The organism is Haladaptatus sp. SPP-AMP-3 (assembly GCF_049568665.1).
Taxonomy (GTDB): domain Archaea; phylum Halobacteriota; class Halobacteria; order Halobacteriales; family Haladaptataceae; genus Haladaptatus; species Haladaptatus paucihalophilus.
Map to the genome: position 1 here is coordinate 220,801 of NZ_CP145897.1, position 15,148 is coordinate 235,948.

The following is a 15,148-nucleotide window of genomic DNA, read 5'->3' on the forward strand; positions in this document are numbered from 1 at the left end:
ACGGTCCGAATTTTTCGCATATGAGAGCAACGGCACAGCCGGGGGTGGACGCATGAGCGACGAAGACGCCGAGGAGACGCAGGACTCCGAGGCCGAAGAGACGGAACTCGTCAGTGCGGAGACCGTAGAGGAGCAACTCGAAAGCGCGGAAGCCGAACTCGAAGACGCCGAAACGGAGGCCGAACTCGACGTCGTCGAGGCGCAACTCGACAAAATCGAGGGGCTGCTCGAAAGCGCTGACCTCCCGGAACCGGACGAGGACGACGAGGACGCGGAGGACCCGCGAGAGGAACTGGAGACGCGCCTCTCGGACCTCCGCGACGAACTCGAAGACCAGCGCGGGCCGTACGCGGAAGACGTTATCAGCGACGTGGAAGACGCCGCCGCGACCATCACGGACACCCGCTGGACCGACGACGGGAGTGAAGAACTCGTCACCGTCGTCGAATCCTTCGCCGAGACGGTACAGGACGCGCTCGGGACGGATTTCAGCGTGACGCTCTCGCGCAACGCGGACGACCTCGCCGAAATCCTCGAAACCGCGGCGACCGCCGTCGGTGACGCGGACCTCGACCCGGACGAGGACGCGGACACCATCGAAACGCTCGTCGAAGCGACCGAGGAACTCCAGTCGGGTATCGACGACGCCGAGGAGTGGAGCGACCTGTCCACCCGCGAGCAACTCGAAGCCGAAGGGTACTACGACGTGCTCGACCACCGCAAGGACTACCCGCCGGAGTGGGGCGCACTCAAGGTCTGGGAGAAACGCAACCGAGCCGACATGGTGCTCCTCGCGCTTGATTCCCTCCAGTCGAACTTCATGGAACGCCACTGTCTCGAAGCGCTCGAACGGATGGGCAACGAGGACGCCGTTGAACCCATGCTCCAGCGCGCCCAGCGGCGCGACAAGGACGCCATCAGTATCCTCGGCAAGACCGGCAGCGAGGACGCCATCGACACCATCGTCGATTACGTCGACGCCGACCCCGGAATGGCGAAGACGGTCATCAAGGCGCTCGGCGAAATCGGCAGCGACGAAGTGACCCAAGAGGTTGCGGACCAACTCGTCGCCGACGATGCGGACGTTCGAAGCTACGCCGCACGCGCACTCGGTCGCATCGGCGACACGCGCGCCATCGAGCCCCTTTCGGACACGCTCGAAAACGACGACTCCGACTCCGTTCGCGCGAGCGCCGCGTGGGCGCTGAACCAAATCGGCACCGAAAGCGCGCTCGACGCGGTGCGCGGCTACTCCGACGACCGCGCGTACCTCGTCCAGAGCGAAGCGGAAAAGGCGCTGTAATCGGCCAGTAAGCACTCCTTACCGCTGTATAATCGGTCAATAACGAAGGCCCCCGACTCCCTTTTTCCGAAGAGAGGTTCATGGCGACCGAATCTTCCCGTCTCGGTATGTGTCCGAACTGCGGAAACAGTATCACCAGAGGCTATCTTCTCATCGAGTACGACACCGAGGATGGGTCGGAACGGTTCGCCGAATGTCCGTCCTGTGAGGATATCGTTCACCCCGCTCACTGAGCGAGGAACGTCGCGAAGAATTCGAGCGCGAACGCGAGCGCGAGACAGAACGCACCGACGCGACCGATCCACGTGTACTGTCTGACCTCCATCGGCGAGATGTCGAGGGTGTAGTCGTTGTAATCAGGGTCATACTCGATGTAGTTCGGTACCTGAAAGAACTCGAAGAAGACGAGAACTGCACCGAGAGCACCTAACGCATATCCCGCCAGTTCGAGTATAATCGGAACGTCGACCATACAGAGTGGGCGAAGGTAGCGGACAAAAATCCACCGCTCCGAGCGTTTATATTGGAAGACGGAACCACTTCGCTCCGTGTCTGCCAAAGTCGCGTTCGCGCTCCTCTTGGTGATCGCCGTCTCCCCGGTATCGGCGTCCGGGATAGGGTCGGGAACGGGGGTAACTTCCCTCTCGGTATCGACTCCTGTCTCGGTATCGACTCCCTCCTCGGTGTCCGTCTCGGCCTCCGCGTCATCCTCGACGAATCGCACGCCGAGAATCGTCGCCGTGTACCCGAATCCGGTGGCGATGGACGATGCGGGGGAGTTCGTCCTCGTAGCTTTCCCGAACCGAACGAACCTCTCGAGATGGGCGATTTCGGACGGCGAAGCGACCGCAGACCTCCCGGACCGGACCGTCTCGGGGCGTATCGCGTTCTCCACGGCCCCGAACCGTACCGCGTCCCTCACCTCGTTTCGTACCCTTCCGCTCTCGAACCTCTCGCTCGCGAACTCGGGTGAAACTATCACGTTGTGGCGAAACGGAACAGTTGCCCAGCGCGTGGACGTGGCCAGCTACGCCGATGCCCCGGACGGGGAGTGCTGGCGACCGAAGACGGAGAAGTGGCGTCCCTTGGGCGCAACGAACCTGTCAATCGCTCGCGCCGACGCCACGAGCGTCCGCGCGTTCGTGCTCCCGGACGATCCGAAGGTCCCCGCGCACGTCCTCCGGAATGCGAGTCATCGAATCCTAGTGGCCGGATACTCGTTCACCTCCCGTCGCATCGCGGACGTTCTCATCGCGGCGGCCGACCGGGGCGTGGACGTTCACGTCGTCGTCGATGACGCGCCGGTCGGCGGCCTCTCGACGCGGGAGGCGACCGTGCTCGACGACCTCGCCGCTCACGGCGTCACCGTCGAAGTCATCGGCGGAAAACTGGGGCGGTACGACTTCCATCACGCGAAGTACGCCGTCGCGGACGACGAGGCCGTCGTGTTGACCGAGAACTGGAAACCGGCGGGGGTCGGCGGCCACGCCAGTCGCGGGTGGGGCGTCGTCGTCGGTGGCGACGCCGCGACCGACCTCCGGGAGGTGTTCGCCGCCGACACGTCGTGGAACGACACGGTTTCGTGGTCGAAGTTCAGGGCCGGGCGGTCCTTCACCCCCGCCTCGCCCGCGAACGGAAGCTACCCGACGCGGTTTCGTTCGAAGCGCGTCCCCGTCGATTCCGTGAGCGTGCTCGTCGCGCCCGACAACGCCGAATCGGGCGTCCTCTCGCTCCTTCGGTCGGCGAACGAGTCGATTTACGTGCAGCAGATGACTGCTGGCGGCATCGACCAACCGTTCGTCCGCGCGACGCTCGCCGCCGCCCGTCGCGGCGTCGAAGTCAAAATCCTCCTCAGCAGCGCGTGGTACGTCCGCGACGACAACCGGCGAGTCGCCGACTGGTTGAACGAACGGGCGGACGACGAGGGACTCCCCCTGCACGCGAAACTCGCCGACCCGGACGGCTACGAGAAGATTCACGCCAAGGGGGTCGTCGTGGACGGACGACACGTCGTCGTCGGCAGTCTGAACTGGAACAACCATTCGGCCCGCGAGAACCGGGAAGTCGCGGTCGTTCTCCACGGGGACGCGGCCGGTTCGTACTACGAATACGTGTTCACGGCCGACTGGGGAGGTGGCGAAAAGACGTTCCCGGTGGGTCTCGCCGCGTTCGTCGCGGTCGGCGTCGCTGGCGCGGTATGGATCGCAAAACGGGAGGTGCGATTCGAGTCAGAACGCTAAGCCAGCGGGCAATTCAGTCGTCTTGCTGGTGTCCGACTGTCGTGCTCTGCAGGTCCTCGTCGAGTTCCGCGTCGGCCATCTTTTCGACGAGTGCGTCGAGCACCTGCTCGCGCATGCCCTTGACGAACTTGATACTCCCGACGACGAGGTGGCCGCCGCCGCTGACGCCGCCGCCGACGACCTCCTCGTTGAGTTCCGTGACCATCTCGGGGATGTCGAGGCGCACGCCGTCGCTTCGGAGGACGGCGAAATCCGGGCCGTAGCCGATGGTGATGACGGGTTCGCCCGTCTCCTTGACCTTGCGGTCGTGGATTTCACCGGTCGTCTTTCCTGGCGGCGGGTAGGTGAACCGGTAGGCGTGATTTTCGACGTCCACGCGGTAGAGGTGTGCCTCGCTCGCCAACCGTTCGTGTTTGACGTGGGGCATCGCGGCGTCGAGTTGCTGTTCGGTGTCCTCCTCGGCGCGGTTGGAGAGGAACGAAACGAGTTCGCGGTGGCGTTCCTCGTCGTCACAACCGACGTTGAGCACGTCGTTGATGAGGTTGCGTCCGGGGTCGTACTTCAGCCAGAATGCGCCGTAATCGAGCGCTTCGCCCATGTCCGAGAGGAACTCCTCGTCGTAGCCTTCCGATTCGGCGAGTTCGACGTACTCCGTCATCGCGTCGGCCTTGGAGCGGTCGGAGATTCCTGCGACCGCAGGAACGTGGCGGAGTTCGTCCGTGATGTCGGGCCAAATCATGCGCGCGAGTTCGACGCACATCATCCCCGTCGTGATGCGGTAGTCCTCGTCGTAGAGGTACGGGTTGACGTGGCCGTCGATATAGGGGTCCACCGCCTCGGGGTCGGGGTGGTGGTGGTCGACCACGAGAATCGGGATGTCGTAGTGTGCGAGGTTGGCGTACGCCGGGACGTCCTCCTCCGTGCTCCCGTTGTCGAGCATGAGCAGGAGCGGGAGTTTCTGGCCGTGACGAGCCTGGTCTTCGAGCGCGAAGTTCAGGTCGCGGGTAACGTCCTCCATCTCGTAGAACGGTGCCTTGCTCGGCAGGCGCTTGAACAGGTGACGCTTGGCCTCGGGCGCTTGGTGAGTCTCCTCGATGAAGCGGCGCAGCGCGAGTTCGACCGGGAGGCTCGCACACATACCGTCACCGTCGGCGTGGTGCCGAACGCGAATCGGTCGGCTTTCGAGCACCGTGCGGCGGAGCTGTTTTGCGATTTCCTCGAGGTCGGGGAACAGTTGTTCGAGCGCGGGCCACTCGATGAGCGGCTCCACGTCGTGGGGTTCCGCTCGCTCGTCGAGCGCCGTCTCGATTCGGTCGCGAACGACGTCCTCTTCCTCGCCCTCCAACGCGGTGAGAGACGCGACTTCGACCTGTAGCGCACCGTCGCGTTCTTCGACGACGCCGACGAGGTGGACGAGGTCCTCAATCTCGATTTCAGGGTGTGCACGGACGCCAGCCTCCTCGAACGCGGCACAGGGGACGACACCCGTGTGGTCGCTGACGTGGAAGATAGTCGGGCCGCCCGTCTGTTTTATCTGAACGACTTCGCCTTCGAGGTGGACGGTGTCACCGACCTGTTCGCCGAGTTTGCCCGTCTCGGCGACCTCGTACTCGTGGGCGACGGCGACGGTTTCGGGGTCGTCGATATCGACCGGCGTGAAACTCAGGTCGCCGTTGTCGCGTACTTCGACTAGTTCGACGACGAGTTCGTCGCCGACGTCGTACGACGTAGAGAGATTCGATTCGTGAACGAGACCGGAAACCGAGTCGGAGAGGTCGACGAACACGCCGTAGTCGACGACACCGTTGACGACAGCGTGATACAGCTCGCCCTCAGACGCATCGGAGAGAGTACAGTCCGCCGCCAGTTCGTAGACGACGGGAGTATCCGGCCCACCATCGGGACCGTCTTCAGCGGGATTCATCTTGTGCGTTCTTTCGGCCGCACTATTTTTAACGCTTTGCAACTGCTCCGCCCGCGAACCGATTCCACCACGGTCGTTCACGACGATTCGCCCCGTCAGCGATGACCCGCTCCCTTCGCAACGTTTAGAACGCGGGCGGACGGAGTGTAGCACATGCGGCTGTTCCGGTCGAACGAAATTCTCGGCATCGCGGAGGGCGCACTGACGTTCGCGCTCGAAGCCTCCCGCGATGCCCATCCGAACGAGTACATGGGCTATCTCCGCGGTGAGGAGGCGAGGAAACTCGGCCTCGACCGCGACGGCCTCGTCATCACCGACGTACTCGTCATGCCTGGCACCGAATCGAACAGCGTCAGCGCGACGGTGAAGACGAGCACCATCCCCAACGACATCCGGGCGGTCGGGTCGGTGCACTCGCACCCGAACGGCGTCCTCAGGCCGAGCGATACGGATTTGGGGACGTTCCAGAAAGGAGCGGTCCACATCATCATCGGCGCGCCCTACGAGCGAAACAGCTGGCAGGCGTTCGACCGGCACGGGGAGCCACAGCGACTCGACGTGCTCGACGTGGAACTGCCCGAGGCGGAATCGTTCTTCGACTTCACGCAGGCGGACATCGACGAGGAGCTGAGAGATAAGTGACACACGTACTCGCACAGGGAACTTTCGACATCCTTCACCCCGGCCACGTCCACTACCTCCGCGACGCCGCGGGGATGGGCGACCGACTATCGGTCATCATCGCGCGCCGGGAGAACGTAACGCACAAGAAACCGCCGATTCTGCCGAACAGGCAACGGCGGGATATGATAGCAGCGCTCGGCGTCGTGGACGACGCGCTCGTCGGCCACCCCGAGGACATCTTTTCCCCCATCGAAGACCTCGACCCGGATATCATCGTGTTGGGCTACGACCAGCATCACGACGACGCGGCCATCGAGGCCGAACTCTACCGACGCGGAATCGAGTGCGTCGTTCGGCGCGCTTCGCCGTTGGACCCCGACGACGACGAACTGCTCTCGACCGGTCGAATCATCGACCGAATCTGCGAGGAGCGCTGCTGAATTCGGACCCGACCGTCGTTCGATGCCGTTCTGTGCTGGTCGATACCGGTCGGTGCCGTTCGCGACGTGCCCCGTTGAATCACGTTTCGAGAGACATATACGACGGGAAATCAGAGCGTAAAGCATGAACCGCCGAGCGTTTTTGGCCGGGGTCGTCGGCGCGACATCCGCCACCTTGGCAGGGTGTTCGAACGTGATGAACATGGGGTCCGGGTCCGGTTCGGACGGCGACTTCGACATCGGGATGAGCGCGATGGCGTTCCACCCGGAGACGTTCGAGGTGGAAGCCGGAACGACCGTCGTCTGGAAGAACACGGGAATGCGACGCCACACCGTCACCGCTTACGAGGGCGGCATCCCGGAGGACGCCGAGTACTTCGCCTCCGGAGGCTACGACGACGAGCAGACCGCCCGCGACGCGTGGATGGACGGCAAGGGTGCGGTGGACCAAGGGACGACGTTCGAGCACACGTTCACGATACCCGGAAACTACGCCTACTTCTGCATTCCACACGAGAAAGCGGGCATGTCCGGGACCATCGTCGTCAAAGAGAAGTGACTGCGAAGTAACCACCCTCGATTGACCGCGAAGTAACTGCCCTCGGTTTTTGGGTCGGATAAAAAACGAAACGCGAAGCGTCGCTTAGACTTCGGCTTCTTCTTCGTCCACGTCCACGGAGGTCTCCTCTTCCTCGGCGACCTCTTCGGGGTGGGCTTCCAGCGTCGCTTTCTGGATTTCGACGCGGCGAAGCGGATAAATCGTCTTCGCGTCGCCGTAAATCGCGCTGGAGAGGCGACCCTCGACGACGCTGTCGATGAGGTCCTGGAAGGTGTGGTCCTTCGCGGCGTCCTGCACGATGTCGATCATCGTGCGGCGGATGGCCATCTCCTGACTGTGGTCCGCCTTCTTCGTCGTGAAGGCGACGGGCTGAATCTGGACGCGGTAGTCGTCCGAGGTCAGCACCGTGACGTACGCCTCGACCTTCGAGGCGCCGCGTCGAACGAGACTGCGGAGGTAGTCGCGGGTGAGTTCGTGGCGGACGAACTCCGTGTACGCCGCGTCGCTACCCACGTCGTTGATCTTGAAGACCAACTTCGTGTTGTTTTCGCTGGCGTTGTTCGTCAGTTCGCCGAGCGTTGTTTCGATGGTGCGACCGAGCACCTTCTCCGGTTCGTCTGCGGGGGTCGTTCCAAGCTCCTCTCGGTCGAACTGCTCGGGAGCGAGAACGGTGTACCACCGCTTTTCCTGTGATTTCTTCGAGACTGATCGTTCACTCATAGTTCGTGTTTGTGTGTTGGTTTGCCGTCTGTACTACCTGTGTTGCCACCGAGAGGTTCACGACGTAATCGTCGATGGTCGTCTGGAGTCCGCCGGACGTCGCGCGTTCGATGGTCGTCAGTATCGCGCCGTCCTCCACCCGCGTTTCGATTTCGGGCGTGTTGTCCGGCACGACTGCCGCCGCGATGCGTTCTGCGTCCTCCAGCTCCGTTCGAATCGTCGCTCGTCTCATAGCGCCTCCCGGAACGCCGAAAGGAACTCCTTCGCGTCCGCGTCGAACCGTGCGTATCCCCGCGGTCTGCTTCCGGTTCCGTGGCCGTCGAGCCGCGACCCGGCCCGCCGCATGGCGTCCCCGAGGTCGGTGCCGTCCGAATCAGCATCCTCCCCCGGGTCGCCGACGGCGACCGCCGCGGCCTCGTCGTCGGTGACGACCAGCGCGACCGGTTCCGGCGACCTGAAATCGCCGAGGAGTCGCGCCGCCGTCGCAACGGGTGCGTCGTCCATCCGGGCGACGAACAGGCCGTCGTACCGGCCCGTCGTCGCCTCGCGGAGCACCGCGTGGGCCGCCGTCGCGTGCGTCCGCCACGCGTCGAGCGCGGGCGCACGTGCGTCGTGACCCAGTGCGAGCGCGATGCCGGTTCCGGGTTGTTCCCGGGACACCGCATCGAGCACGTCGGCGTAGCCGCCGAGCGTCGCAAACGGGTGGTCGTCATCGAGTTCGTACGGACGAAGCGCCCGTTCGACGGTTTCGCCCGCTCGCGGCGTCGCGTCCGCCGGTCCGGTGACCGAGAACGCGACGACCGAGGCGACGCGTCGATGGGCGTCGTCGTCCAGTTCGACCGGCAGGCCGAGTTCCGCGAGGTCGGCTTGCACCGCCTCCGCGTCGCCGGAGAATCCGGCGTGAAAGAGGGTCGAATGGGCCAGTCCGTCCGCGAGGTCGTCCGTCGGCGTCGAAACGCCGGGACGCCGCGTCAGTCGGCCGTCCGCCGCATCGAGCAGTCGCGCGGTATCGCCCGCACCCGGCGAGATACCCGCCGCCACGGCACCGGCGAGGGCCAGTACCGGGTCGGGGGTTCCGCCGAGTTCGGCAGCGATATCGAACGCGAGGGCGCTCGTCGGGCGTGTGGCGAGTGCCACGTCGCCGCCCGTCGCGCCGACCGCCACGACGCACTCGTCGTCACGGGACTCGACTCGTCGGGTGGGCAAGGTGGTAGCACTCACTTGAAACGGAATCCCGACTGTCGTGCAGGCGCGGGCGAGGAGGCCGCTCGATGCGAGCGCGTCGCCGTCGGCGTGCGCGACGATCCGAACGAAGTCGGCGTCGCGGAGCGTCGCGGCGATGTCGCTCGCGGTTCGGGCATCCTCGGCTGCGGTTCGACCGGACGTGGACATCTATTCGAGGAGTTCTTTCGCGTTGTCGTAGGAGTACGTGAAGTCCTCGTCGATCTTGTCGCCGCGGTAGTAGTTGACCAGGCGGCGAACCTTCGACTCGGTGTTCTGCAGCGCGCGTTTGTTCTGCTTGTCCTGACCGTTCTCGTTGACGTGCTCACGGAGGCGCACGGCGCGAACCATCAGACTCTCGAGATCTTCCGGCAGCTCGTTCGCTGCGTCGTTTTCTTCGAGAATTTCGGTCACTTTCTTGCCCGTTGCGAGCTTCACGTTCGGGATCGGCGTGCCGGTCACGCCCTCGTCGCGGAGCTTCTGCCCGATTTCGCTCGGGCTGTAGCCGTCCTCCGCGAGTTCGACGACGCGGTCTTCCACGTCGTCAGCATCTACATCGCTCCACTCCGGTGGTTCGTCGGTCACGGGGCGGTCCGAACCGGACGACCCGCGACGTCGTGTGTGCATTCGTGCCATTGTTTGAGGATAGGAACTGCACGAGCCGCTGTGCTGGCGGTGGGTTCCGCCAGTCGTGACATGAGTCACGTTGCACGTCCGCAATCCCAGAGTCGTGAAATCTCACGACGAGTCGGATTTGCGGCTGTGCCGTTCCCTACAGACGCGTTCCGCTCTCGCGGGTTAAAGGGTTTCCATTCGAGCCGGTTTCGGCGGAGCGTGCCGGGACGGCGACTGCAGGGCTGAAGTCCTCGAACGCCCTCGCTACGTGTCGTCATCGGGAATGGTCGAATCACAACTACCGGGATGGTGTCTTCGAAAGCCCCCACCCGCTCGCGGTTGCTCAGCGACATCTCGGCGCAAACCGCACGCCGAGAGGGGTCGCTGAGACAACCACGATGAACGCGACCGGGCGGCCCCTTTCAATCCCACCCAGCACAGCACCGCATCAGCCACACCCTCCCCAACCGATTGCGTTCCTCGGCCGTCGGCCTCCGGTACTCATCCCTCGCATGATACTCAGCAGACCCTCGGACGGTGTGCCCTCGGGCCTGCTGGCGCACGCGCCGCGCGGCTGGTCAGTATCGTGTACCCGTCCCTGTCTCATGGCGCGCGCTGGCGGGACGACGCGGCCAGCTGTCGGCCGCGTCGTCCCGAGAAAGTGTGCGAGGGATGAGCATCACAGCGAAGTTCTCGTGAGCGGAGCGAGCGAGAGCACGAAAGAGCGTGCTCTTTCGGAAACTGCTTCTCACGGACGCCAATCACCGTTTCAGTATAAACAACACGTGACGAGCGGACGGAGGCTTTCGAGGTCGATATCGTAGTCATGCCCGACGTAAAACCGGAGTCAGGGACACGAGGAGAGTGGTGTGGTACTCCGCGTCGGGGGTGGGGCGATTTCGAGAGGTTTATCAATGGTCGCACGGAAGAAGTGAATGCAGACGCGGGCTCGTAGATCAGTGGTAGATCACTCCCTTGGCATGGGAGAGGCCCCGGGTTCAAATCCCGGCGAGTCCACTACCAATTCTCCGTCATATCAAGGGTTCCAGACCGCAAGGTAGGACCTTTGAGGCGGACGGATTTGCCACTTTTGGGCTAAAGAATACTCCCTCACGGAAGGGAGTTCAACAGAATTGCAAGCGCAGGGGAGCGCCTGCTGGCGATTCTGTGAGGGAACAGAGGTGGTCGGCGTGAGTCTCGCCGAGTACCACAAGCCCATCTGTGAGTACTGCGGCTGTGTTATCGACGAATCACCAAAGCATTGTCCGGCACTGAAGAGCGGGAGGTGTCGGCCATGATTTCGTGGACTTCGAGAGGCCACCGACAACAATCATGTACCAGTGGCGGCCTCCGAAGCGCTGACGCCCGACATTCGAAGATGACGGGCGTGTCTGACGATAACGTCGAGCGAGTTCAGCGTTTCGCTCATGTAAGCAGACACCGGCAAGGGGGGAGCTACTGATGCCCTCGGAAATAGAGGGGGAGAAGTGTTTCCTCTGTAGCGGTCCAGCACACGAAATTTTTGGAAGTGCTGTAATCTGCTCATCCTGTCTCAACGACCTCGAGTCGTCAGGCGACAGCGACGACGAGAGAGAAGAAAAGCATGAAACTGGAGATGAATCACACGGTGTATGGGCGGACGCTGATTTCACCGCCCCCGAGACAGACGTCTACTCTCCAGACCGTCTGGAGCGCACGCAGTGGATGGGTCGCGCTGGGAAAACGGGAAAACAACCGTTTGCACCATGGGCAAATCGGGATCATCCCGAAGCCGCTTCCGACGAAGACGCCCGATGGAAGTGGGGAATCACCGACAACTATGTTGACGGTGAAACAGTCGCTCTTGGAGAAGACGACCCGAGACTTGCCGGGCGGGTGTTCATCCAACGCGAGGACGACCCGTTCATGTTCGTCGACGGCGACGATGTTCGCTGTCCCGAAACGGGAGAGGTCCATCCCGAATTCGTTCGAGTTCTCAATGAACTCGGCCTCACGTACGCGGACATCAGTGTCTCCGAGAGCGGTGTCCACGCGGATTACCGCGGTAAACTCCCCGAAGGGGTTAAACAAGCAACGTTCCCGATAGACGACGATTGTTGGGGTGCGAACGATGATCTCCCGGAAATCGAGATCTATGCCGGGAAACACGTGTGTGTGGATACCGGAAAGCACGTCCCCGGCACTCCACTTGAGGTGCGTGAGTGTGATATTGACGCACTTCACGGCATCCTCAAGGAGTACGACCAGCTTCCTGAAGAGAGATCCGAGACGCCAAATCCAGCTGTTGAACATTCGGAGTTTGATGCCAAGACATACACACCGAATACGACGAGCAGCGATGAAACGACCGACGACATTCGTGACGTCTTTTCAGCACTTGACCACCTTGATGCTCAACGGGTGGCTGCACGAACGATCGTACATCGCTGGAACGATAGTGCGTCTACGAGCGACGGGAAGCGCGCATTCGTCCCAACGTGGGGGACCAACGCGAACGGAACAGCAAACGTCGTCGACAGCGAGATTTGGCAGGACACCGGTGGCGGTGGCTACGGTGGCCCTGTCGTTATGGCACTCATTGACTGTGGTGAGATCCGTCCCGAGAGTGCAACCCCGCGTGTTGCGGGAGAAACATGGTGGAAGGGTATCGACCATCTCAGGAAACTCGGCTTCGATATCCCCAAGTACGAATCACCGACTGATGATACCGAACCCGTTCCGGTTCTCCCCGACGCCGATAGTCTGACGACTACCACGAGTGGCTGGGACTGGAAGCATGCGGCCCGCGAGCCGCAACGATCTTTGAGCATTGGGGACGCCCGAGAGCGGACGACCGATGCAATCACGGACGCGTACAACCGACACGACCAGGTGCTCATCGAAGCCCTGCCGACGATGGGGAAGTCCTACGGCAGCGTAAAGGCTGCCGCACAGTCCGATACAACGGTGACCATCCTCACCGGTCGTGGGCGGAAGGAACAGTACGAGCAGTTCCGTGAGTGGTGCGACGAGTTCGGACTGACTCACTACACCCTCCCCAGTTTCACCCACGACTGCGAGACGGCGAACGGAAAGCACGGTGTGGAATGGGCCGAAACGGTCCGAGATTGGTACGCACGCGGTGCGACGCCTCGTGAGATTCACAAGAGTGCCGAATACGTCTTGGGGCACCCTCTCCCATGCCAAGAGCATGAGGGACACACGTGCCCGTACGCTGCAAAGTGGGAGTTCGACCCGAGCGACTATGACGTCCTGATCGGCCACTACAGCCACGCACACAAGGCGAAGGTAACGAGTGGCCGTACTGTCGTGTTCGACGAGTTCCCCGGCGAAGCGTACGAAACTCGCCTCACCAGCAAGTTGCAGGGAGCAGTATCTTACTGGCTCGATCAGCACGACGCCATCCCGTACGACGACTACACTGACCTCATCGAGAATCGTGGCGACCAGCAGCGACGTGCGGACGCGCTCACGTGGCTGACCGACGAGATCGAAACGGACGAGAGTCACGTCTTCGACGACCCGAAGGCACACGCTGCGGCCCCGCTTGCCGTACTCACGATTCTGGGAGCAGACGACCTTGGAAACGGATGGGAACGTGCCGACCTCGGCGACGCTGGAATTGGAACGCGGAACCGGGAGACTGGTGCGGTGTACATCCAACGACCACCCGCAATGGAGTACGCCAGCGGTGTTGTCGCTCTTGACGGCACTCCGACGCTCGACATGTGGGAACTGGCACTCGGAACGCGCCTGAACCGTCGAGCCGTGCTTGCGGAGTGTGAACGCGGCGACTATCTCAAAAACGCATTGAATCTAAACCTTGTTCGGACGACGGATGCAGTGAAGCCCTACAACTCGGCAGATCACGTTAATGTCGAACAGGACGCCGCACTTCTCCAAGAAATCACCGAGCAGCACGGTGACCGACCCGCAGTGATTACGACCTCAACTGCGGAGGACGAATACGACGCTGCAGGAATCCTCGAAGACTACACTAACGGGACCAAGCACTACGGCAATGTCCTTGGCAGTAACGAGTTCAAGGAAACACGTCTCGGGGCTGTCATCGGTTCAAATCACTACGGCGACGACTACATCAAGAAATGGGGCGCGTACGCCAACAGAACTGTTGAACGCGGCGGTGAGAAAGGTGAAGGCCTGACTTACGGTGCTTTCGGTGACAAAATCCTCTCCCACATGCGCGACCACGATACGCTACAGGCAGCCATGCGCTTCGGGCGTGACGGAAACGGTGCTGTCGTCTACGTGCACACGAATACGCTCCCCGCGTGGGTCCCGTTTGCCGGAGAAGGGCGTGTCGTCACCACGTGGAGCGACGGAATGCGGTCCGTGCTTGCAGCAACCCGGGACATCGACGATTGGACGACCCAAGATATCGTCGCGCACGATGCTGTCAGTATCAGTCGGCGGCAAGTGCTCACTCATCTCGATCGGCTCCATGAACAAGGGTATCTTCGCAGAGAGCAGGACCACGAAGACGCCCGGCGGGTTCGGTGGACGGATGATGGGCTCCATCGGGTGAATGAACATGGTGATGTCGACTTAGTATCTGTCGAGCTTGACGACCTCACGAAGGGCGAAGTTGCGGAAGTGGCACGTACTACTACCTATACGTGGGACTTCCGCAACTTAGCCGAAGACAGAGTAAAACCCACCCCGACACCGACAGGTGTGACGTCCGACCAAGAAAGTCGGACAGATGCGGGTAGTGGTGGACCGCCGAATCGGGGGGTGTAACCTGATGAAATCAGGTTCGCCTTCCCCATCTGCGAGAGACATCCGTAGTCACCACGACGCTCGTGAATTCATCGACGAGTTGCTCGAAGAGTGGGGAGTCTGTCCAAAGTGCTTCAATCGGACCCGTCACCGTCATCCAGAGTACGACGAGTACCGTGACGACTACCTTCGGCACAACCTCCGGCAGAGTGTGACCGATATCACGACGGATACAACCTCTCTCGCGGACGGTGGTCAACGTGAGCCCGTTCCAGTACGCGGAGACAGCCACGGGTCAGCAACCTACTGCGAAGACTGTGGCCTCCCGTTCGGGTCGTTCGATGACTCACGAGTGCGTAGCAAGGATCTGCTCAAGGACTGCCTCGAAAACGTCGGTGACCGTCTTCGTGAGAATGACGGGAGTGTAGCGTTCAATCAGAAGTTCGGAGAGGGTGCGATTGACGCTATCGGTGACCACACTTCCGACAATCCCTGGTCGACGGGCGACGACCTCGATTACCTCGCCCTCGCTGTCCATCTCGCCGTGAAGCACGGAGAATAACTTTGGCGTATCTTCTGCATATGCAATAGACTTAATATACTGGCGGTGGTAAATCAAGTAACGCGAGCCCCTTCGCCTGGTGATGGCCGGTTTTGGTTAGTGATAGGCGGAATCGAGTTGTTATCCGTGGGAGAGTCTGCGATTTTTCTTGAGTTGTCGTCTATTCAGTTGAACAGCCACGGGTGCGGGCGACATCGGGG

At 62.0% G+C, this 15,148-nt stretch carries 14 protein-coding genes and 1 tRNA gene; 9 read left to right on the forward strand and 6 right to left on the reverse strand.

Features of this window, described 5'->3' with window-relative positions:
• The first annotated feature begins 52 nt into the window (after nt 1–52).
• Nucleotides 53–1,303, forward strand: coding sequence for a HEAT repeat domain-containing protein (locus tag V5735_RS01475; protein ID WP_423744744.1), 1,251 nt, complete (start codon nt 53–55; stop codon nt 1,301–1,303).
• A 107-nt stretch (nt 1,304–1,410) separates the two neighbouring features.
• Nucleotides 1,411–1,536 (forward strand): hypothetical protein, encoded by a 126-nt coding sequence (locus V5735_RS01480; RefSeq protein WP_423744745.1) that lies wholly within the window; start codon nt 1,411–1,413, stop codon nt 1,534–1,536.
• Here the strand turns inward: V5735_RS01480 and V5735_RS01485 are convergent.
• On the reverse strand, nt 1,530–1,775 hold the full coding sequence (locus tag V5735_RS01485; RefSeq protein WP_073096504.1) for a hypothetical protein: 246 nt from the start codon (nt 1,773–1,775) through the stop codon (nt 1,530–1,532). The genes V5735_RS01480 and V5735_RS01485 overlap by 7 nt on opposite strands.
• Before the next feature lie 76 nt (nt 1,776–1,851).
• On the opposite strand from V5735_RS01485, the gene V5735_RS01490 reads away from it, so the two are divergent.
• Nucleotides 1,852–3,543 (forward strand): phospholipase D-like domain-containing protein, encoded by a 1,692-nt coding sequence (locus V5735_RS01490; RefSeq protein ID WP_423744746.1) that lies wholly within the window; start codon nt 1,852–1,854, stop codon nt 3,541–3,543.
• Between the two features lie 13 nt (nt 3,544–3,556).
• Here V5735_RS01490 and V5735_RS01495 read toward each other — a convergent pair whose 3' ends face one another.
• Complete coding sequence (locus tag V5735_RS01495) at nt 3,557–5,467, reverse strand: DHH family phosphoesterase (protein ID WP_423744747.1); 1,911 nt, start codon at nt 5,465–5,467, stop codon at nt 3,557–3,559.
• A 153-nt stretch (nt 5,468–5,620) separates the two neighbouring features.
• Here V5735_RS01495 and V5735_RS01500 point away from each other — a divergent pair, with 153 nt between their 5' ends.
• The 3 genes from V5735_RS01500 to V5735_RS01510 all read left to right on the forward strand — a co-directional run bounded on the left by V5735_RS01500 (nt 5,621) and on the right by V5735_RS01510 (nt 7,090).
• Entirely contained in the window at nt 5,621–6,109 is a 489-nt protein-coding gene (locus tag V5735_RS01500) for a Mov34/MPN/PAD-1 family protein (RefSeq protein ID WP_007980262.1), read from the forward strand.
• Nucleotides 6,106–6,531 carry an adenylyltransferase/cytidyltransferase family protein gene (locus V5735_RS01505; protein WP_423744748.1) on the forward strand — a complete coding sequence of 142 codons (426 nt, stop codon included), beginning with the start codon at nt 6,106–6,108 and terminating at the stop codon, nt 6,529–6,531. Before V5735_RS01500 ends, V5735_RS01505 begins: the two co-directional genes overlap by 4 nt.
• A gap of 124 nt (nt 6,532–6,655) precedes the next feature.
• Nucleotides 6,656–7,090: a cupredoxin domain-containing protein gene (locus V5735_RS01510; protein WP_423744749.1), complete on the forward strand. Its 435-nt coding sequence runs from the start codon at nt 6,656–6,658 to the stop codon at nt 7,088–7,090.
• 84 nt (nt 7,091–7,174) lie between these two features.
• Here the strand turns inward: V5735_RS01510 and V5735_RS01515 are convergent, their stop codons facing one another.
• From V5735_RS01515 to V5735_RS01530, 4 genes are read right to left on the reverse strand one after another with little or no spacing between them, the layout of a single operon-like run.
• Nucleotides 7,175–7,810, reverse strand: coding sequence for a 30S ribosomal protein S3ae (locus V5735_RS01515; protein ID WP_007980256.1), 636 nt, complete (start codon nt 7,808–7,810; stop codon nt 7,175–7,177).
• Nucleotides 7,803–8,042 carry a KEOPS complex subunit Pcc1 gene (locus V5735_RS01520; protein ID WP_423744750.1) on the reverse strand — a complete coding sequence of 80 codons (240 nt, stop codon included), beginning with the start codon at nt 8,040–8,042 and terminating at the stop codon, nt 7,803–7,805. Before V5735_RS01520 ends, V5735_RS01515 begins: the two co-directional genes overlap by 8 nt.
• The gene (locus tag V5735_RS01525) at nt 8,039–9,202 is read right to left on the reverse strand and encodes an exonuclease RecJ (protein WP_423744751.1); all 1,164 of its coding nucleotides are present in this window, start codon (nt 9,200–9,202) and stop codon (nt 8,039–8,041) included. The genes V5735_RS01520 and V5735_RS01525 overlap by 4 nt, the downstream gene beginning before the upstream one ends.
• Nucleotides 9,203–9,667, reverse strand: a complete 465-nt coding sequence (locus V5735_RS01530; protein WP_423744752.1) for a 30S ribosomal protein S15 — start codon at nt 9,665–9,667, stop codon at nt 9,203–9,205. It lies immediately after the preceding gene.
• 924 nt (nt 9,668–10,591) lie between these two features.
• On the opposite strand from V5735_RS01530, the gene V5735_RS01535 reads away from it, so the two are divergent.
• The 3 genes from V5735_RS01535 to V5735_RS01545 all read left to right on the forward strand — a co-directional run bounded on the left by V5735_RS01535 (nt 10,592) and on the right by V5735_RS01545 (nt 14,948).
• Nucleotides 10,592–10,663: transfer RNA gene (locus V5735_RS01535), tRNA-Ala, on the forward strand.
• Between the two features lie 444 nt (nt 10,664–11,107).
• Nucleotides 11,108–14,407 (forward strand): hypothetical protein, encoded by a 3,300-nt coding sequence (locus tag V5735_RS01540; protein ID WP_423744753.1) that lies wholly within the window; start codon nt 11,108–11,110, stop codon nt 14,405–14,407.
• 4 nt (nt 14,408–14,411) lie between these two features.
• Nucleotides 14,412–14,948, forward strand: a complete 537-nt coding sequence (locus tag V5735_RS01545; RefSeq protein WP_423744754.1) for a hypothetical protein — start codon at nt 14,412–14,414, stop codon at nt 14,946–14,948.
• Nucleotides 14,949–15,148: the final 200 nt, after the last annotated feature.